Source organism: Sphaerospermopsis aphanizomenoides BCCUSP55, assembly GCF_001586785.1.
Taxonomy (GTDB): domain Bacteria; phylum Cyanobacteriota; class Cyanobacteriia; order Cyanobacteriales; family Nostocaceae; genus Sphaerospermopsis_A; species Sphaerospermopsis_A aphanizomenoides_A.
Window position 1 is genome coordinate 1 of sequence record NZ_LUFH02000019.1, and the last position, 19,769, is coordinate 19,769.

The 19,769-nt window shown below is 37.9% G+C and carries 15 protein-coding genes and 2 pseudogenes; 12 read left to right on the forward strand and 5 right to left on the reverse strand.

The genetic code is table 11. From position 1 onward, the window contains the following. The first annotated feature begins 630 nt into the window (after nt 1-630). The 7 genes from A0J48_RS06830 (at nt 631) to A0J48_RS06860 (ending at nt 10,407) form a co-directional block, all read left to right on the forward strand. On the forward strand, nt 631-1,650 hold the full coding sequence (locus A0J48_RS06830; protein WP_200321547.1) for a hypothetical protein: 1,020 nt from the start codon (nt 631-633) through the stop codon (nt 1,648-1,650). A 40-nt stretch (nt 1,651-1,690) separates the two neighbouring features. Then, entirely contained in the window at nt 1,691-2,380 is a 690-nt protein-coding gene (locus A0J48_RS06835; protein ID WP_200321549.1) for a hypothetical protein, read from the forward strand. A 454-nt stretch (nt 2,381-2,834) separates the two neighbouring features. Next, nucleotides 2,835-4,355, forward strand: coding sequence for a diguanylate cyclase domain-containing protein (locus A0J48_RS06840; protein WP_325078590.1), 1,521 nt, complete (start codon nt 2,835-2,837; stop codon nt 4,353-4,355). Between the two features lie 437 nt (nt 4,356-4,792). Beyond that, on the forward strand, nt 4,793-7,240 hold the full coding sequence (locus A0J48_RS06845; RefSeq protein WP_200321553.1) for a response regulator: 2,448 nt from the start codon (nt 4,793-4,795) through the stop codon (nt 7,238-7,240). A gap of 497 nt (nt 7,241-7,737) precedes the next feature. After that, complete coding sequence (locus A0J48_RS06850; RefSeq protein WP_200321555.1) at nt 7,738-7,917, forward strand: hypothetical protein; 180 nt, start codon at nt 7,738-7,740, stop codon at nt 7,915-7,917. A gap of 863 nt (nt 7,918-8,780) precedes the next feature. Further along, nucleotides 8,781-9,731, forward strand: a complete 951-nt coding sequence (gene pip / locus A0J48_RS06855; protein WP_200321557.1) for a prolyl aminopeptidase — start codon at nt 8,781-8,783, stop codon at nt 9,729-9,731. 178 nt (nt 9,732-9,909) lie between these two features. Next, nucleotides 9,910-10,407, forward strand: a complete 498-nt coding sequence (locus tag A0J48_RS06860; protein WP_200321559.1) for a DUF937 domain-containing protein — start codon at nt 9,910-9,912, stop codon at nt 10,405-10,407. A gap of 18 nt (nt 10,408-10,425) precedes the next feature. Here the strand turns inward: A0J48_RS06860 and A0J48_RS06865 are convergent. Beyond that, nucleotides 10,426-10,692: pseudogene (locus A0J48_RS06865) on the reverse strand (zinc ribbon domain-containing protein); the annotation flags it as partial. Between the two features lie 31 nt (nt 10,693-10,723). Here A0J48_RS06865 and A0J48_RS26815 point away from each other — a divergent pair. From A0J48_RS26815 to sppA, 3 genes and pseudogenes are all read left to right on the forward strand, one after another. Beyond that, nucleotides 10,724-10,835, forward strand: a pseudogene (locus tag A0J48_RS26815) (transposase); the annotation flags it as partial. A 257-nt stretch (nt 10,836-11,092) separates the two neighbouring features. Then, nucleotides 11,093-12,142 carry a type 2 isopentenyl-diphosphate Delta-isomerase gene (fni, locus tag A0J48_RS06875; RefSeq protein WP_200321561.1) on the forward strand — a complete coding sequence of 350 codons (1,050 nt, stop codon included), beginning with the start codon at nt 11,093-11,095 and terminating at the stop codon, nt 12,140-12,142. Nucleotides 12,143-12,219: 77 nt separating this feature from the next. Next, nucleotides 12,220-14,055: a signal peptide peptidase SppA gene (gene sppA, locus A0J48_RS06880; protein ID WP_200321562.1), complete on the forward strand. Its 1,836-nt coding sequence runs from the start codon at nt 12,220-12,222 to the stop codon at nt 14,053-14,055. Between the two features lie 132 nt (nt 14,056-14,187). Here sppA and A0J48_RS06885 read toward each other — a convergent pair whose 3' ends face one another. Continuing rightward, the gene (locus tag A0J48_RS06885) at nt 14,188-14,850 is read right to left on the reverse strand and encodes a Uma2 family endonuclease (protein WP_200321564.1); all 663 of its coding nucleotides are present in this window, start codon (nt 14,848-14,850) and stop codon (nt 14,188-14,190) included. A 380-nt stretch (nt 14,851-15,230) separates the two neighbouring features. On the opposite strand from A0J48_RS06885, the gene A0J48_RS06890 reads away from it, so the two are divergent. Continuing rightward, nucleotides 15,231-15,470: a hypothetical protein gene (locus A0J48_RS06890; RefSeq protein WP_200321566.1), complete on the forward strand. Its 240-nt coding sequence runs from the start codon at nt 15,231-15,233 to the stop codon at nt 15,468-15,470. Between the two features lie 161 nt (nt 15,471-15,631). Here the strand turns inward: A0J48_RS06890 and A0J48_RS06895 are convergent, their stop codons facing one another. Together A0J48_RS06895 and A0J48_RS06900 are read right to left on the reverse strand one after the other, a co-directional pair. Next, nucleotides 15,632-16,354, reverse strand: a complete 723-nt coding sequence (locus tag A0J48_RS06895; protein WP_200321568.1) for a GDYXXLXY domain-containing protein — start codon at nt 16,352-16,354, stop codon at nt 15,632-15,634. A gap of 130 nt (nt 16,355-16,484) precedes the next feature. Then, nucleotides 16,485-17,927: a DUF2157 domain-containing protein gene (locus A0J48_RS06900; RefSeq protein ID WP_200321666.1), complete on the reverse strand. Its 1,443-nt coding sequence runs from the start codon at nt 17,925-17,927 to the stop codon at nt 16,485-16,487. 330 nt (nt 17,928-18,257) lie between these two features. Here A0J48_RS06900 and A0J48_RS06905 point away from each other — a divergent pair, with 330 nt between their 5' ends. Next, entirely contained in the window at nt 18,258-19,208 is a 951-nt protein-coding gene (locus A0J48_RS06905) for an RsmB/NOP family class I SAM-dependent RNA methyltransferase (RefSeq protein ID WP_200321570.1), read from the forward strand. 68 nt (nt 19,209-19,276) lie between these two features. Here the strand turns inward: A0J48_RS06905 and A0J48_RS06910 are convergent, their stop codons facing one another. Continuing rightward, complete coding sequence (locus A0J48_RS06910; RefSeq protein WP_200321573.1) at nt 19,277-19,732, reverse strand: hypothetical protein; 456 nt, start codon at nt 19,730-19,732, stop codon at nt 19,277-19,279. Nucleotides 19,733-19,769 lie beyond the last annotated feature (37 nt).

Genomic DNA, 19,769 nt, shown 5'->3' on the forward strand with positions numbered 1-19,769 from the left:
GAATAAATTAGTAGATAATAATAAATCTACTTTGTAAAAAAAGATGAAGTTTAGGAACTTTCTCTTTTCATAGGCTGTCAGTGAGTCTTGAATTGACAACTTTAAATTTTAAATTTTTCAATCTAAAGCCTAAAATATAAAATTCTCATGTCCCTAAGTTTTAGTTAAGAAACAGGTAAAATTTGGAATTTTTAAGAGAATTTTGCCAAAATAGCTATCTGTGTATTCAGTAAATTACAATTTATTTGAGTATACGCTAGATTGAGAAATTTTATAAATCTGGTAAGCAAATAGGTTTCCTGAAGAATTTAACGTCTACACCAGCAATCTCCTGTATCAAATCGGATGTCTGTATCTATTCAAAAATAGATTCACATACGAATTTTTATACTTACTTAATATTTAAGAAACCCGTATAAAAACTAGTGTAACTGGCAGATTAAGTCCAGTCATTAAACGTCATGTAAATGATATGCAATCCCTAATGTAGTGTATCTTTAGCTTTACATTTAGTTTCCTAAACTCTCAAAATCTATCTAGAGGATGATTTTTATTTGTTACCTTGATAAGTTTGGTATAATTTTTTAACCTTATCAATGAGAAGATTATTGTGTTTGAGGAGACAAGACTTTGACGAATACAAAATTTTTAACTAAAATAAGCCCTAATTGGGTGCGGTTCTTAGGAGCAAGTCTATTAAGCTTTCTTTTTGTCGCTACAGCTGCTTTGCACAAAACCGCATCTGCTAATGAAAAAATTGTTACTGAAAATCAAAGTAGTGAACTGAGTTATAGCCAATCTGACTCTAGCCAACCTGACCAAGCATCTTCCTTTCCTGATGCCCAAAACAGTGAACCAATTGCTCAGAAGAAACAACCGCAGCTAATAGCTCAAACAGATTCTTCTGGAACAGTAGGAGATACTTTTGGGGAAGCAAATAAATTGCGCCAAGAGCTTTTGATTGAACCCATCGTGCCAGTAGGCAGACCAGTAGCAACAGGAGCGCCAGCGTCTAGTGCAGGTACACCTACTGCTTATGGTGCAAGTTGGGGTCAAGCCTTCATTGGAGGTGGAGCATATTTTCCTTTAGATGAAGGGGATGTGGATGGTTCTTTGACAGTTGGTTTTGGTTTGGGAGATGCAGTTAAATCTGCGGGTTTAGAAGTTGCTGTCAATATCATCAGCGTTGGTGGTCAAGAAGATAATTTTGGTGACTTTGGTGATAGCGGAACCGTTGGTTTGAAACTCCACAGATACTTACCAGATGGAACTGCGATCGCTGTCGGTTGGGCTAACCCAATTAAATGGGGAGAAGCAAACAGAGCTAAAGAAACTCTCTATGGAGTAGTTACCAAAAAATTCAATCCCGTTACAGTTTCTGTAGGTATTGGCAGTGGCAGTTTTGCTTCCAAAGGTGCGCGTCAAGCCAATGAGAATGCTGCTAATGTTTTTGGTAGCGTCGGTTTAAGACTCGCACCCGAAGCATCTCTCGTTAGCAGTTGGACTGGTAGCAGTCTCAACTTAGGTGCTTCTTTTGCTCCTTTAAAGAGAACTCCTTTAGTTATTAACACCATTTTCACTGATGTAACTGACAATTTGGATAACGGTGTTGGCTTTACGCTGAGTGCAGGATATAGTTTTCAGTTCTAAATATCTGCGTTTTTTCACTGCTGAAATTTAAGGCAAAGGCATGAGTAAGCAAAAATTAAACCTAAGTCTGAGTCTGGTATTGATTTTATTAAGCTCTCTAGTGGTTTTACCACAACGAGCTAATGCCGGACAAGCCGTTGTACAAGGAACTAGTTCAGATTCATCGAGTATTTCTGGTGATAGTTTTGCTCCCGGTCCAGAGGCTGGATCTGGTTCAGATGGGACTCTGCAAGTCCCACAAATAATTCAGGATAGAGTCAATAGATCGGCCGCTGAAATTATCAGCCGCAGTGGTAAGACCAATTTGATTATTATTCTTGTGTTGGGTAAAGATGGTGCAGACAATGCAGCTGCTCAAGTCCGAACCAATTTTGTGAATTTAGGTGCTTCCCCAGAAATAGTTCAGGAACTTGTAAGGCTTTTATACGGTCTTTGTTTCTCACGGACAGCAACAACACCAGGTCTTCCTAATGCTCAAGTAACAGCAGGAGATTTGGTAGCAAGCCTGAAAGTTCTAAAAACTACTTCTGCGATCGCTCAAGTAGATCCCACATTAAATGTCAATATCAATGCAGCCAATGTTGATATCAATCAGTTAAATGCTGCTATTAATGCTTACAACCAGATTGTTCGAGAAAGCAGTTTGGCAACTCTTGAGCAACTTTCAAAAGACGAAAACTTCCAGGAAGCTGGTAGGGTGCTGAGAGAATTAAGAGCGTCTCTGAAATAGAACCAGTTTGTCAAATATCAACTCAATATTTAAGTTATCGCTGCTTCTAAAATACCATGTCTTTCTGGAGAAAGCATGGTAATTTTATTTTTTATAGTTCCCGGTTCCCTACCTTCCCGAATAACTTATACACCAAATCCTAATTGCGTCTACCTACTGAATTGCTATCAAGTTTAGACTATATTATAAGTTAATTATGAATTATGCCTCATGTAATGTGGATAATAAAATATCACTACGTGGCAATGATCTTATTAACAACTTGATATCAAGTCAAATATCATTTCTCAGGGGTTATTAGTGAAACTATCAGGCTAGATTCATTACCAGTGAATCCAGATTCAAACAGTGAATAGTCATCGCTGTTAAACTTCCATAGCTTGCTGAAGAAATGTCCTACCAAATTCAGGATAAAATCCATTCCAGTTACAAAAAATCCACCTCAACTTTGTTAGTGAAAACCGCATCAGAGTACAGAGCTAATTTACTGGTAGTTGATGATCATCCAGACAACTTGCGTACATTGTCTGCAATTCTTAGCAAAGAGGGGTACAAAGTTAGGAAAGCAATTAGTGGAGAAGTCGCCTTAGATACTATTAAAGCTGAAGCACCTGATCTAATTTTGTTGGATATCAAAATGCCACAAATTGATGGTTACACGGTTTGCTCAATTCTCAAACAAAACGATAAAACTCGTGATATTCCTGTCATCTTTTTAAGTGCTTTAGATACTGCTGCTGATAAAGTAAAAGGATTTCAAATGGGTGGTGCTGACTACATTACTAAACCTTTTCAGATAGAAGATGTATTGATCAGAGTTCAGCATCAATTGACTATTGTCAGACAAAGCCAAGAATTGTATAAACATAATCAGGCATTAACCAAGGAAATTGAGGAACGCAAACAGGCTGAGTCCAAACTACAATTATTACTAACAACAATTAACTTAGTCAGTCAAGCACCCAGTTTACATCATGCGCTAGAGGCGGTCTTATGTGAAGTTTGTCAGATGATTAATTGGGACTATGGAGAGGCTTGGATTGCTAATTCAGAGCAGACAGAATTACAATTAGGTCAAGCTTACTATCAAGCTTCAGATCAGGAGTTAAGGAAGTTTCATCAACGCAGTTTAGAGTACACTTTTGCCTATGGATTTAGATTACTAGGACGAGTCTGGGCAACGCAGCAACAGGAGTGGATTGAAGATGTATCTCAGGTGGGGTCAGATGTATTGTTACGGGTGGATTTGTTACAAGATGCGGGGTTGAAAACTGCATTTGCAGTACCAATTATTATAGAACGCAAGTTACTAGTGGTGATGTGTTTTTTCAAGCGTTCGCCTTTATCCTATAGTCCAGAAATTTTAGAGTTAGTAAATGCAGTTGCTTTAGAATTGAGTGGATTTATTGGACGAAAACAAACAGAAGAAGCTTTGAAAGAAGCAAATAAGGAATTATTACGATTAGCTCATCTAGATGGATTAACACAAATTGCCAATCGCAGGTGTTTTGATGAATCACTAACTAATGAATGGCTACGATTGCAAAGAGAAAAACTACCTTTAGCATTGCTACTTGGTGATATAGATTATTTTAAGTCATACAACGATTACTATGGACATCAAGCAGGTGATGAATGTTTGCAGCAGGTAGCAAAAGCAATGGTAAAAAGTTGCAACCGTCCTGCTGATTTAGTAGCTCGTTATGGTGGGGAAGAATTTGCTATTTTACTACCAAATACAAATATACATGGGGCAGTTCATATTGCTAAACAGATTCAAGAAAAATTAGCCAGAATAGCTATCTCTCATCCAGGTTCATTAGTAAGTGATCAAGTAACTTTGAGTATTGGCATTGTTAGTATTATTCCTACCGTCGAGATCACAAAAGAAAAAATCATAGCCGCAGCAGACCAGGCGCTTTATCAGGCAAAAGCTCAAGGACGTAATACTTATTCTGTATATGCTGAGATTTAAGTAACTTTGAACAAATAAAGCCGATCAAGTTTTAATGTGCATCAATACAGCAGTCAGGATGCCCCTAGCATCATAGTTTCATTGCTATAGGACTCCTATTTGATTATTGATAGCTTGCGTGGCGTAGCCATACAAAACTCCGTATATCCAAATTTTCTAAAACTCTATTCCCTGCCTTTACGAAAAATTCATAAATCAAATCGGATCGCTATATGTAATATGCAAAACAATTTACCATTTCATTAAAATGAGAGATATACAGCAGGAAATAATGAACTCTTAACTCTTAGAGAATGTTTGAAAAGTCCCTTTGCATATAGCTTGATGATATGGCTTCGTGATTAAATTTTATACCTCATTCACTTGCAATTTGCTGTAAATTAATTTCTCCTGATTGAAATTTTCTCAAAAATCAGCCTATAACTGCGATCGCATTTATGTTTTACCGCCGCTTTTTGCCATTTTCTCTCCGTACAGTTTTGACTATACCGTTTATTATGCTACTAATAGTCACTGTATTATTGACAAACACTCTGTCTTTACAGAAGAGCTATCATGCTCAGGAGAACATTACAAAACAGTTAATAGTACAGATTAATGATCGCGTCTATGATTTCCTAGAGTATTATCTGAGCGTACAAAATCAAATTAAACGCAATAATATAAATACTGCTATTCCAAATCGTATCAATATTAATAATCTCACAGATATAGAAAAATATATTTTATTGAGCAATCTACATACTTATTTGCAAAAGTTAACAACTACTAATTCGGGGATTTTATTTTTAATAGAACAGAATGGTTATTTAATAGCCAGTTCTACAGATGAATTACCTGATATTCAAACTAGTGATGGCAAGAGAGGACAAATTTTGTCAACCCAGAGTGAAAATCCTCTGATTCAAGCTGCTAGTCATTCTTTAAAATTAAAATTTCCTGATTTCCATCAGATCAACCAACTAGAAACCTGGCGATTTAGCGAAAAGCAACAAACCTATTTTGCTCAAGTGAAACCCTACAAAAATAAGTATGGAGCGAATTGGTTAATTGTCACATTTTTACCTGAATTTGATTTTATGAATGAGATTAAAGTCAGCATTCAAAATATTATTAATATAACAATCTTAGCAGTGTTGTTAGCGATCGCACTTGGGCTGGTGATTGCTAATTGGATTACTGCTTCCATCCTCAACCTCAGCCAACCCCTAGCAATCATAGCCACAGGCAATTTAAATGAGTCAATTCCTCAAAATCAGCCGATTAGAGAACTAGAGATCATCATAAACTCTGTGAATCAGATGGTGCAGCAATTAAGGGATGAAGCAGCCAAACCCAAAGAAATCCTTGGGTATTCGACCAATATCACAGACCACAAACAAGCAGAAATAGAACTGCAAAAAGCCAAAGAAACCGCAGAAGCCGCAAACCAAGCTAAGAGTATTTTCTTAGCTAACATGAGTCATGAACTGCGAACACCCCTAAATATTATCCTTGGCTTCACTCAAATTCTACAGCGTGACCTTTTCCTCAATCATGAACAAAAAGAAAACCTGCAAATTATTCATCGCAGTGGCAACCACCTGTTGAACTTAATCAACGAAATTTTAGATTTATCCAGAATTGAAGCTGGAAACATGGCGTTAAATGAAACGAGTTTTGACTTAATGGCTTTCTTAAATTCCCTACAAGAAATGTTCCGACCGCGAGCCGATAGTAAAAACTTACAACTCCATTTTCACATAGCGGCAAATCTTCCTGAGTATATTACCAGCGATGTGAATAAACTCCGTCAAGTGCTAATTAATCTTCTGAGTAATGCCATCAAATTTACAGAGCAAGGTAGTGTGACTCTATGTGCAGAAATCAGAGATGTCAAAACAGCAAACAATGATGAAAATCCCCTCATCCTACATTTTGAAGTCGCAGATACTGGCATTGGGATTGCCACTGAAGAATTAAATACTATCTTTGATGCTTTTGTGCAATCTCAACATTCCCATAGTTCTTCCCAGTCAGGAATAACACCAGAAAAAATTGGTTTGGGACTCTCCATTAGTCATAAGTTTGTACAATTGATGAATGGAAATATCAGCGTCACCAGTCAGATTAATCAAGGCAGTATATTTTATTTAGATATTCCTGTGCGGTTAGCCACAGCAGAAACAGTTACCCCTAATTCGAGCAAACGACGAGTGATGGGATTAGCTCCAGGTCATCCCTCTTATCGCATCTTAGTAGTTGATGACCAACCAGAAAATCGACAGTTACTCATACGAATGCTGGCACAGTTAGATTTGGAAGTACGAGAAGCAAAAAATGGCGAAGAAGCAATCAAGCAATGGCAAGAGTGGCAACCTGATTTGATTTGGATGGACATTCGGATGCCGGGTATAGATGGTTATGAAGCAACAATACAAATTCGTTCTCTTCCCGGTGGACACATACCTATTATTATTGCTTTAACCGCTCAAGCCAACAATAGTAATCGCATCCTAGCTCTGAATGCCGGTTGTAACGATTATGTGATCAAACCCTTTCAGGAGCAAGAATTGTTTGCCAAAATGGAATTATATCTGGATCTGCAATATATCTATGCTGATGATCTTCATTCACAATCTCTAGTTAGCAACATTGAAAATGAGCAATCTATAACTTTGACACCAGAAAATTTATTTGTCATGTCTTCAAATTGGCTGAGTGAATTATTTCAAGCAACATTGTGTTGTGATGAAGAGGAAGTCTTAGAACTGATTGCACAAATCCCTGAAACAGAAGCTATCTTGAGTGCTGGGTTGAAAAGTTTAGTTCGCAACTATCAGTTCCAAACAATTTTGCAACTCATCAGCGTTGATGATCAAGAAAAGGTGATAGGTGATAAGTAGATTTCTCTCTGTGCCTACCCTGCGGTATCTCCTGACGGAGATTGCAATCCAAAATCCAAAATACTCGCTGCGCTGCGTACGCTTCGCTAACGTCAATCCAAAATCGAGTGACTCCAGTTCAAAGGCTTTTAGGGTCTAGGTTTTATTTAAGCATTCAGCAAGCCCTAATTAGTAAGTAGCTACGCCACGCGGTAAGCGCAGCTATGCCCGCAGGGCTTTACAGCTTGAACCTATAAGTAGATAGGTTTTTCATCAAATCAACAGTTTGCCCAATTCCACAAGAGACATTTACAGACTGGCATTTATCTTTGTTTTTTCCACAAGAGTGCTGACGGCTGACTGCTGATTGCTGAATACTTACGGTTTTATCATCTGTTGATGTCCTAACTACCTTTATTCCTGGTATATTAAGAACTAATAAGTTAATTATTAACATTTTCTGAATAGATTATGATGCTAATAGAAACTAGTGTTCCACTGAAACTGTTAGCAAAAACATGATTTTTCTAACAGCAAATCTTGGTGGTTCTGATAATAGAACAGATAAAAAATTGCTTAAAGCTAAAAAGCTAGAATCTGATTTCTGTTATCTACACTTTGTTTATAACACATACATTGATGGAATTTTAGCGCCAGATTTTAATCCGCTTTCCCTGGCGCTTTTTTATATCCGCTAAACTTGTATATAGAGCAGGTGAAAGGGAACAGGTGACAGATGACGATGCTCAAAGGTAAGCATTCAGCCGTCAGGTTTAACCAGACACCAAATTAGAGTCAATCTCTTTGATTAAAAAAAAATCACCTCCAGCGAAGGTCAATCACTGGAGGATAAAATCAAAGACATTGGAATGTGGACTAGTCTTGATTCAAATTTATCTTGCTTAAAAATCTATTCACTCTATCAAAGGGGAAGGTTTTTAGTCAGATTCCATACATCGAATGTAGGATGTTCAGAAATTTTCCGGGTAGATTAAATTTCTCTGGAAAAGAGGTATTAGCAACATATACAGAATGATTTATACCAAACAGAAGGCATCTATATGGATGCACTAGCGAAGCCGCTTGGGAACTACCTCAAGCGGTTTTGTAGTATGTCTTTCTATTTTGCTTAACAAAACTAATATAGCTGTAGACAAGGCGGTTAGGACATTCTCAAAAGCTAAAAGCTAGTGATAAAAAGGCTTTTACTTTTGCCTTTTGCCTCTTGCCTCTTGCCTTCCGCTATATGTGTAGCAGGTGCATAAAAACTACTGATTTATTAATGCTTTTAGACAAGTAGAATCAAAAAAGACCCCCGGTTTGAGACCGAGGGATTCTGCAAGTCGGAATTATCGCACAAAGACATTCGCGCATCCAGGATAGCAATGCAACAAATAGAAAATCTGCCAAAATGCCAAAAACTAAAAAATTAGTATTTATCCTATCTGTTGATGCTAGTAATTGGTGATTTACAATTGTTCTCTAATAAACAAAAATTCTGGATTTGCTACTGAAAATATGGATAAATAATAACAGTATTATTTTCATCGCCAGCTGCAACATGAGAGAACTATACCCATTCATATCACCATACCGAGAAGGTTATTTACAGGTTTCTGAATTGCATAATATTCATTACGAAGAATCAGGTAATCCCCAAGGAAAGCCGATGATTGTACTGCATGGTGGGCCTGGAGGTGGATGTCAACCTTTTTATCGACAATATTTTCACCCGGAAAAATGGCGTTTAATTATGTTTGACCAGCGTGGTTGTGGTCAAAGTACACCCCATGCAGAATTGCAAGAAAATACCACTTGGGATTTAGTTAGCGATATTGAAAAATTACGAGAACATTTAGGTATAGAAAAATGGGTGGTATTTGGTGGTAGTTGGGGAAGTACGCTGTCATTAGCTTATAGTCAAACCCATCCTTCTCGTTGTACGGGATTAATTTTGCGTGGCATTTTTATGCTCAGACAAAAAGAATTATCCTGGTTTTATCAAGAAGGTGCTAGTTATATTTTTCCTGATGCTTGGGAGGAATATCTCAAACTCATTCCCATTGCTGAACGAGGGGATATGATAGCAGCTTATTACAAACGCTTGACAAGTACAGATTTACAAATTCAAATGGAAGCGGCACGTGCTTGGTCGATTTGGGAAGGAAGTACAAGTAAACTGTTATTAGACCCTAATCTGATTCAACATTTTGGGGATGATGAATTTGCCACAGCTTTTGCGCGGATTGAATGCCATTATTTTATTAATCGGGGATTTTTTGCCACAGAAAATCAATTATTAGATAATGTTGATCATATTCGTCACATTCCTGCTGTGATTGTCCAAGGCCGCTATGATGTGGTTTGTCCAATGGTTTCTGCTTGGGAGTTACATCAAGCTTGGCCGGAAGCAGAATTTATTGTCATTCCTGATGCTGGACATTCGATGAGTGAGCCGGGAATACGTGACGCTTTGATTAATGCTACAGATAGGTTTGCTACCTTGGTGTAGTAATGTTTGTGGGAGTTGAGGTGCGATTGCCTATGGCTTACGCCACGCTACGCTATCGGCACTGCGCTACTTTCAGAAGCCGCTCTGCATCTACGCGCAATCGCACTTACAGTTCCCAAAAACCATACCTCAACAATAAAAAGCTATCACTCTACCAAATTAATGGAGAAAAAACCTCATGGGACTTTTTGATCAAATTCTAGGCTCAGTTGCTAATTCTAATCAACAAGGTGGTTTAGGCCAATTGGTAAGTATTGCCAACACTATCCAGCAGATAAGTAATAGCACTGGTACAGATACTTCAACTATGCAATCTGTTTTGTCAGTAGTAGGAAAACAAGTGCATTCATCTTTGCAAGAAAAACAAGCCAACGAAGGAACAGAAGCAGTACAAGGTTATGTTAATCAATTTGCGGGAACTTCTGCCGACTCTCAAGCTGTTAATGCCTTATTTTCCCCCGCTATCCAACAACAAGTAGCTCAAATTGCAGCCCAACGCACAGGTTTAGATGCTTCATTAATTCAACAATTATTACCGACTTTAGTACCTTTAGTTCTCAATTTCTTGCAATCTGGCGGTAATCCATTATTGAATCAATTCCTCGATGCTGATGGTGATGGAGATGTTGATATTGCTGATGCTATTAAATTAGCTAGTCGGTTTTTAGGAAAGTAATAATTGACACTCCCCGGTCTAAAGACACGGGGATTCTACATTCATCGTCAAAACTTGCTCAACCAGGTTTGCACCAAGTAGAGTAGAGGCTTCAACTCCTGTAGCGTTACTTTGGGGATGCCCTCCCCTAGTTTCGACTTCGCTCAACTGCCTATTTTTAGCAAGATTTAGAATATTTACTGCTGCATTTACATCTCTATCAAGGTACAAACCACAACTACATTTATGAGTGCGAGTAGAAAGAGATTTTTTCACAATTGCACCACAATTACTGCATTTTTGTGATGTGTAATGTGGAGTAACAGCAACAACTTCACTGTTAAACTTGACAGCAAAATATTCTAAGCTTAACTACCACTTCGTTTTTATACCTAAACGTCGCAAAAAAGTTCTCACCGGAGTAATAGCCGAAAGACTCCAGCAGATCATCTGTGATGTTTGCAATGAAAACACTGCTGGCAATATTTGTACAGAAACAGTTAAACACTATATTGCTCAACAAAGAAAATAGTTAAAATCACTGAGGCGTAAACGCCTCAAATGGCTTTCATCCCTTGCCTAAAGGACGGATAAGTTTTTACGCCACGCTCCAAAACTTATCCGTTCGGCTGACGCTCACGGCGAAGCCTCAAGGGTTTTCAGCCTTTTTTCTTATAATGAAGATAAAAGCTTGGAGTCATTACCTGTGAACCCTCCTACCAGCACCTCGACACAAACCCAAAATCGCAAAGCCGATCACATCCGCATCTGTTTAGAAGAAGATGTCCAATGTCAACAAGTCACCACTGGACTAGAACGTTATCGTTTTACCCATTGTTGCTTACCGGAATGCGATCGCCATGATATTGATATCAGCACAACTTTTTTAGGAAAGCATCTCAATGCACCTTTGTTAATTTCTTCCATGACTGGAGGAACAGAACGCGCAGGAATTATTAACCGTCGTTTGGCAGAAGTGGCACAACAATATAAACTAGCGATGGGTGTAGGTTCTCAGCGTGTGGCTTTGGAAAAACCCCAAGTGGCTGATACTTTTGCTATTCGCAACTATGCCCCTGATGTGCTGCTATTTGCTAATTTGGGTGCAGTGCAACTTAATTATCAATGTGGTGTTGATGAAAGTCTCAGAATTATTGATATTTTAGAAGCTGATGCTTTAATTTTACACATTAACCCCTTACAAGAATTTATTCAACCTAGAGGTGACACTAATTTCCGGGGATTGTTTGACAAAATAGCTAATTTATGCAGTAAATTACCAGTGCCTGTAATTGCCAAGGAAGTAGGTAACGGTATTTCTGCGAAGATGGCAGAAAAACTCATATCTGTGGGAATACAAGCTATTGATGTGGCAGGTGCTGGTGGTACATCTTGGGCATTAGTGGAAAGCGAAAGAGCAGAAACTTCTTTGCAGCGTCGTTTGGGGCAGACTTTTGCAGATTGGGGGATACCAACAGCAGAATGTATTACCAGTATTCGCGCTCAATTTCCGCACATACCTTTAATTGCTTCTGGAGGGTTACGTCATGGTTTAGATGTAGCCAAAGCGATCGCTCTCGGTGCAGATATCGCTGGTTTAGCTATGCCCTTTCTCAGAGCCGCAGATGTATCAGAAACAGCACTGCAAGAGTTGACAGAGGTATTAATTGCCGAAATTACCACCGTGTTATTCTGTACTGGTAACAGAACTTTGTGTCAGTTAAAGCAATCGGACAGTTTGCAACGTATACAATAAAGTAACATAGACTTTTTTCGTTAGCCGTTGGTTTTATAACTAATGACTAATGACTAATAACTAATGACTAATGACTAATGAATAACTTTCTTAAACAAACTTTTGCTAGTTTAATTGGTAGCCTGCTAGGACTGACTATTTTTTCGGGTATCGGTACTTTAGGCTTATTGTTTCTGATTGTAGTAGCTGCTACTTCTAAAGATCCTGGACCAGTGGTCAAAGATAAATCTATGCTGGTTTTTGATCTGTCCATGAAAATCACCGACGGTCAACCAGATTCCAGTCAGTTGCTACAAAAAACCCTCACAGGCACAGATGAAGAGCAAATTACACTCCGCAAACTGATCGAAACCTTGGAAAAAGCACAACGTGATCCGCGCATTGTGGGAATATACATAGATGCTACCAAGTCAAGTTCACCTGGTACCCTCGGTTACGCTTCTCTGAAAGAAATTCGTCAAGCTTTAGATAAATTCCGTGCATCTGGTAAAAAGATTGTCGCCTATAGTACAGACTGGAGTGAACGGGAATATTATTTGAGTTCGGTAGCTAATAATATCGTACTCAATCCCGTAGGAATGATGGAAATCAACGGCTTGAGTTCACAACCAATGTTTTTAACCGGAGCATTGCAGAAATATGGGATTGGTGTTCAGGTGGTGCGGGTGGGGAAATTTAAAGGAGCAGTAGAACCTTTTATACTGGATCAACTCAGTCCCGAAAATCGCCAGCAAACCCAGAAATTATTAGATGATGTTTGGGGAGAGTGGCGCAATTCTGTAGGTGCAAGCCGGAAAATTCAACCAGCAAAATTGCAAGCGATCGCCAATAATCAAGCTCTTTTAGAGGCTAATGCAGCTAAAGCTAACGGTTTAGTAGACCAAATAGCTTATTTAGATCAAGTAGTTGCTGATTTGAAACAACTAACTAAGAGTGATCAAGACGATAAAAGCTTCCGGCAAATTCATATTACTGATTATGCGACAGTTCCTGGTAAATCAATGGGTGTAGAACGCAATTCAGAAAATAAAATAGCCGTTGTTTATGCTGAAGGAGAAATAGTTGATGGTCAAGGGAATGAAGGAGAAATAGGAGGCGATCGCTTTGCTAAAATTTTCCGCACAATTCGCCAAGATCAAGATATTAAATCAGTAGTTTTAAGAATTAACAGCCCTGGTGGTAGCGCCACTGGTGCGGAAATTATGCAGCGAGAAATCAAATTAACTCGACAAGTTAAACCCGTAATCGTTTCAATGGGTGATGTAGCTGCTTCGGGTGGTTATTGGATCGCCAGTGATTCCAACCGCATTTTTGCTGAACCTAACACAATTACAGGTTCTATCGGTGTATTTGGCGTATTATTCAACGGACAAAAATTAGCTAATAATAACGGTATTACCTGGGATACTGTCAAAACATCCCAATTTGCAGATAATCAAACAGTTGCTCGTCCCAAATCGCCTCAAGAATTAGCACTTTATCAACGCAGTGTGAACCGTATTTATAATATGTTTATTAATAAAGTTGCCCAAGGTCGAAAACTACCACAACAAAAGGTAGCCGAAATTGCCCAAGGTCGAGTTTGGTCAGGTGCAGCAGCCAAGCAAATCGGTTTAGTGGATGAAATTGGTGGTTTGAATGTTGCTATTGAATATGCTGCCAAAGAAGCAAAATTAGGTAATAATTGGGAAGTGCAAGAATATCCACGAGTAACAACGTTAGAAGAACGTTTATTTGGGAAAAAACTACAAGAAGCTCAAGGAAAATTAGGAATTGAAAAAGCAGAAGTGAAACCAGCCAACCCGCTTTTAGCTGAATTTAGTAAATTGCAACAGGAACTTTCTATTTTGCAGCAAATGAATGACCCCCAAGGAATTTATGCCCGTTTACCTTTTAATTTAAAAATTGATTAATACAGTAGATTGCAAGATATATGAGGTACAAACATGAATAATAAAACTCTTGTAGTGCAGGTTGGAAAGACCGCCACAAGAGTACCTCACTTAGATGAAATCCACTGTAAATCAGTTAACAATTATCAATTGTCAATTATCAGTTACTTTCTGTTGTACCCAAGCACGGAAAGATTTGCTAGATTGAACTTCATCAATTTGACAATCTTGCAAAAATTGATAAAGATTTTCTTTGAGATTCCAAGTAAATGTAGGACTATTTTCTACTTCCATATATTGATGATTTTGAAGTTGATAAATTTTCAAAATTTGACCATTGTAACGCCAAAATTCCGGTACACCCATGCTGGCGTATAAATCGAGTTTATTGATGTCAGTATGGGTAATATCAACTTCTACAATTAAATCCGGTGGTGGATCTTCATTTAAATCAACCTTTTTACCAGCAACTTTAGATTGATTCTGGATGTAATAGCAGTTATCAGGTTCAGCACTTCTTTCTAAATCAGGACGATTTAAAGTAGTTGAACCCATTGTTTTAATTTTTAACCCAATTTCCTCTACCAAAATGCGGATAAATAGTTCTATCAATCTGGTAGCAGCTTCATGTTCTTCTAAAGGCATCGTAATTTCTAAAGTACCTTGATCATAAATTAGTCGAGATGAACGACTTTCACCTAATGCTGCTAAAATTTGCTCGTAAGCTGACCAACTAATGTTATGAAAAACTACTCGCTGTTCTGCTAGGGTAGTTTCTGGGGGAATATTGCTTGGTTTAGTGACTGTACTAACCATATATGCCTTCGAGTTTAGCTAATAAGTAATTATATAATCAATTTTACGTAAGCATTCAGCTATTAGCAGTCAGCAGTCAGCTAAAACTGGTTATCAGGCTAAGTTTAAAGGATTGTTAAAGTAAACCAATACCAAAATCAATTCCTCATTCCTCGCTAAAAATGCTCATAAATTCCAGATAATAGCTGATTACTGATTACTGACTACTCAATACTTACAATTTGGCTAAGTATATATTTGAGGCTGGTAACAAGTAATATGTAATGGGTAATGTGTAACTAATTTTATTTTTCCCGATTATCAATTACCAATTACAAATTACAAAAACAGTGTAAAGTAGTTGGAAACATAATTCACTCCTCTACTTTACACATCCATCTATGGATAGAAAAACTAAACGCCTGTTACTCCTTGTTGTTTCCTGTAGTGTATCTGGTGTCATTTTGGGGGGAACTTCTGGTTGGGCAGAAAGTAAAATGTGTATGCGTGCTGATACAATTACCAGCGAATGTTTGACCCAAAGTCCAATAGAAAGAACTTTTCAAGGTATGAGTACAGGATTATTAGCCGGCGCTGGTGCTGCTTTTGGTGCAGCGTGGAATTTACGTCATCAAGATTAAATCAGTGAACAGGTGACAGTAAAAAGAAGCAGGGGAAGCAGGGGAAGCAGGGGAGAAATAAATTCTTCTTATTCTTCTTATTCTTCTGATAGCGAAGCGTGGCGTAAGCCATACTCCTATTCCCTATTCCCTATTCCCTATTCCCTATTCCCTGATAACTATTAAAAGCGATAATTGCGATCGCCGATCCACATACTCGTCGGTACAGCATTACCTTGAGGATCTACTTTTACCTTCACAACTATCGGTGTTCTACGTCCATCTCGATTTTGCTGTGCTTGAGACAGATTATTGTTAATTTGCTGTCTTTGTTCTTCAGAAATGTAATAGTTTTCCAGCCCGTAGTTAATCAACCCATCTTGATAATTACCCTTTAAAGCTACCTGATTATTGGGTAAATACATTGGTAGATTACTACTTACACGCATTGGTCTCCAAGCTGGAGGAATACCACGATCAAAATCACGATTAAAAGACTGTTGTTCTTGCAAAATCAAATATAAACTACTTCCTGGATTTATTTGTCCATTTCGCAAAGAATTTTGTCTGACCCAATCTCTCCATCCAGGTAATCTTCTCAAAGTTTCGGTGCGAGAGATATTATAATCCAGCGACAAAGAAGACCCCTGTAAAACATTATTAGAATATGCAGGTAAAGTTTGCAAAACGACAGTTTTACCAGTCACTTCCGTATACATTGCTTGAGTTGGAACTGCCAAAATTAGACCAACTTGTGCCATGAGAGGAGCAATTAACCGCCAAATTGGTAATGGTTGATTTGCTTTTTGTTCAGTAGCTATTAAGTAATCACGAAAAGTCAGTTTCTCGGAGAATTCTTTCTCTGGAGTTAAGGTTTTCTTTTGTTCAGGTGAGTTATTTGTCATAGTTGATAGTTGATAGTTGATAGTTGATAGTTGATAGTTATTAGTTGTCTAATGACCAATGACCAATGAATAATAGGATTTTTTTACGCAGAGATTTAATATATCTGTTAATTAGAGTTGCAGAGTTTTCTTACTGTTTCTTAACTGCTGCACGTTCATGGAAGCGACGTTCAAACCACTGTCCCGCAGAAATCAGACCAGAACCGCACAATACAAACACCAATGATCTAAATAATAAATCGGTATCGTACTCTAACACTCGGCTGATAATTTGCAGGATAAATAACAGCATACCACACCAAAAGAATTGTCTGTTATTTAACTTCATTCCTTCTTGAATCAGTCCCCAAGCTAATGTTACCAACAAGACATTAAAAATAAAAATGCCCAGTTCAGTGATGCGCCCGATGGCTTGATGCCAAAAAGGTATGATCACTATGAAACTCAGAAAAATGCTAATGACAGTGATGGTAAAAAATACTTCCCTCCGAGTAGAATTATTGCGATGACGAAACAAAAATAACCATTGCAACACGGCTAAACCGCTGAGAATTCCTAAATCAATTATGGGCAAAGATTGAAATACATTCGAGAAATTGGTTGGTGAATTACCATAGCTATAGCTAAAAGATTGCCATTGCCAACGGAAAGACAATAAATAAAAGACAACAGCAAAACACACTAACGCCAAATTACGGGCTATGGGTTGAAATAACCGATAATTAATCGTGGGAAAAAGTAAATCATCATAACTCCAAAATAATGCCGGTGGTAGTGCTAACGCAAAAGAAGCTACCCAAGGAATTACATCAGAAAAATTCAGTAACGGTAAAGGACTGAGATTGTATTGCAGAGAAAGAGTAAAGGCAATTGTGCCTAAAATAAAAATCAACCGTGAACGACAAATATAGGCTAAAGGTACAAACAACAACCAGGAAATTAAGGGCATATGTCGTACTGCTAAACGCGCCCAATTAAAATCACTAGTAGAAGACCAAAATTCTCTTAGTCCTAGCCAATAACCTATTTGTATAAGAACTATAGCCAAAACTCCCAAAGAATTGAGAGATAGACTATAAGCCATGACTAAAACACCAAAACCCCAAGCTAAAAACAACTCAGAAGCTGAACCGCTAATATTGAATATTTGCGCCATCAACAGTAAAGTTGCACCTAAAATTAAAGCACTGAGAATTAATAATGCTTCTCCTAGTAAACGTTTGCTGCGTTGTGGTTTTTTACCTTCCCCCTTAGCAAGGGTAGGTTCTCTCCAGGTCAAAAACCCGGTGATAGCAGTAGACAGAAAGAAACTCATTAACAAGATAAATTTGACTTCTCTTGACCATGTTTGCCAATTAGCTGCTACAAAGATAATGACACCTAAAATTAACAGTAAGCCACCGACAGCAATGGCTATGAAACCGGAACTTTCTTTTGCAGCCGCTTCTATTTTGTTAAATTGATAACGGTTGGCAATTTGGTCGTATTGTGAAGAACTAATAAGTCCTTCATCTCGCCAAAGTTGGGCTTCTTGGCGCAGTTTTCGGGGAAAATTATAATTATCTAAGACCATGACCTCTCCGGTGCAATGAGTTAGTTCAACAAGTGTCAAAACACGGTTAGCTTCTAGCCAAAAGCCAGAAGCCTCGATGGACGCGCTTTCACAACGCAATCTCATTAAAGCAGTCAGTAGTCAGCAGTCAGCAGTCAGCAAAAACCAGAAATAAATGTAACGGCTGGAAATAAGGACACCTTTTTTCTCTTACTTTATAGCTGATAGCTGATAGCTGATAGCATTTTGGTCATTATATTTTCAGTATGCAGCCAAATACCTGAATGGCATTGTTCTGGTGTAACAGTTTCAATACTGTTCTAATTAGCGAAAATTACCCAATTCTTAAATATGGAAAAACCTTCTAATTTATTACTTAAACTTTCTCGTCGTTTATTTGATGATGCAGATGAACAAGCAAAGTTTATCGAAGCTTTAGTTAATCCCAAACCTTTTTCACCTTGTATTCTGTGGTGTCAAGATCAGCCTGAAGTTTCGCCTTTTGCAGTAGAAATACCAACAATTTGGCAACCGGAATTTGTAGACCGTTTATCTCTAGGAGAAAAACCAGGTCAACATCCCCTACATCAACAAGGATATTTTTATTGTTTAGATTTTTCTTCTGTATTTGCTGCTTCTGTGTTGTTAACAATTAATCAACCAGTGCCTTTAGTGTTTGATATGTGTGCTGCACCAGGGGGTAAAAGTATCTTTGCGTGGAAAGCATTAAAACCAGATTTACTGATTAGTAATGAAGTGATTGGTAAACGGTTAGGAATGCTAATTTCTAATTTAAAACGGTGTCAAATTCAACCAAATCGGGTGGTAAATCGGGATTCTAGTATTTTTGCTCAAATGTTTGCCGAAACTAGTAATTTAGTGATAGTTGATGCACCTTGTACGGGGCAATCTTTATTAGCTAAAGGTGAAAAAGCGCCGGGATGTTTTCATCATACGGCAATTAATAAAAGTGCCAATCGGCAAAAACGAATTATTGCTAACTCAGCGCAAGTTGTTGCACCGCAAGGTTATTTAGCGTATATGACTTGTACCTATTCACCAGAAGAAAATGAGCAGGTATGTGAATGGTTATTAGAAAGATTTCCTCAATTTCAAGCAGTAGAGGTTAGTCATTTATCAAAATATCAATCACATTTAACTACTATTCCTTGTTATCGGATGTTTCCCCAAAATGGGTTAGGTGCAGGTGCGTTTACGGTATTGTTTAAAAATATGGCTGAGGGCGAGAGTAAGGAGGTGGATTTTGATTCCACATTCCGCTATGTTCAGGCTGGTAATTGATAATCAGGTTCTGATTCAGGATGTTCAGGATTTTTATTGTCTGATATGACTTGCGCCAAGCTACGCTATCAGACCACAACCTTAACAAAATCCTGAATTTGAAAAATATAAGTTACTCCATCTTTCAACTTGTGGGTAATAATGCGACGATGGTCAGGAGTAATAAAGTAATGATTGTTATAAACTGTTGATTGGGAAACCTGACTTTTCATAGTGAAAACGTAGTTTGTAGAAGTTAACTGCACTCCTTGAATCTCTATTTGTGGACTGCTACCATAACAATATTTACCCTGGACATTGACATCAAATTCATAAGCAACTTTCCCCACTTGATAGAGATTGCTAATGTGTTCATAGAAATGCCATTGGTTTGCAGAAATCCAATTAACCTGAATTTTTACCTTTGTGTCTTCTAGGAATTCCCCTTCAGGACTAAAGGTGCGACAAACTCCATCCCAATTTCCTACAAAACATTCGTAAGGTGGAGAAGTAATTATTTCCGTGTCAAAATCAAATCTGTTCATATACTTACGTCGAAATTTAAGATTAAGGGAATAGGAA

Excerpts from the sequence above, each read along its gene's own strand:
- A0J48_RS06890 (WP_200321566.1), top strand. The coding sequence starts at position 15,231 with ATGGATAGAAAAACTAAACGCCTGTTACTCCTTGTTGTTTCCTGTAGT.
- pip (WP_200321557.1), top strand. The coding sequence starts at position 8,781 with ATGAGAGAACTATACCCATTCATATCACCATACCGAGAAGGTTATTTA.
- A0J48_RS06905 (WP_200321570.1), top strand. The coding sequence starts at position 18,258 with ATGGAAAAACCTTCTAATTTATTACTTAAACTTTCTCGTCGTTTATTT.
- A0J48_RS06835 (WP_200321549.1), top strand. The coding sequence starts at position 1,691 with ATGAGTAAGCAAAAATTAAACCTAAGTCTGAGTCTGGTATTGATTTTA.
- A0J48_RS06845 (WP_200321553.1), top strand. The coding sequence starts at position 4,793 with ATGTTTTACCGCCGCTTTTTGCCATTTTCTCTCCGTACAGTTTTGACT.
- A0J48_RS06885 (WP_200321564.1), bottom strand. The coding sequence starts at position 14,850 with ATGGTTAGTACAGTCACTAAACCAAGCAATATTCCCCCAGAAACTACC.
- A0J48_RS06850 (WP_200321555.1), top strand. The coding sequence starts at position 7,738 with ATGATTTTTCTAACAGCAAATCTTGGTGGTTCTGATAATAGAACAGAT.
- A0J48_RS06895 (WP_200321568.1), bottom strand. The coding sequence starts at position 16,354 with ATGACAAATAACTCACCTGAACAAAAGAAAACCTTAACTCCAGAGAAA.
- sppA (WP_200321562.1), top strand. The coding sequence starts at position 12,220 with ATGAATAACTTTCTTAAACAAACTTTTGCTAGTTTAATTGGTAGCCTG.
- A0J48_RS06900 (WP_200321666.1), bottom strand. The coding sequence starts at position 17,927 with ATGGTCTTAGATAATTATAATTTTCCCCGAAAACTGCGCCAAGAAGCC.
- A0J48_RS06910 (WP_200321573.1), bottom strand. The coding sequence starts at position 19,732 with ATGAACAGATTTGATTTTGACACGGAAATAATTACTTCTCCACCTTAC.
- A0J48_RS06860 (WP_200321559.1), top strand. The coding sequence starts at position 9,910 with ATGGGACTTTTTGATCAAATTCTAGGCTCAGTTGCTAATTCTAATCAA.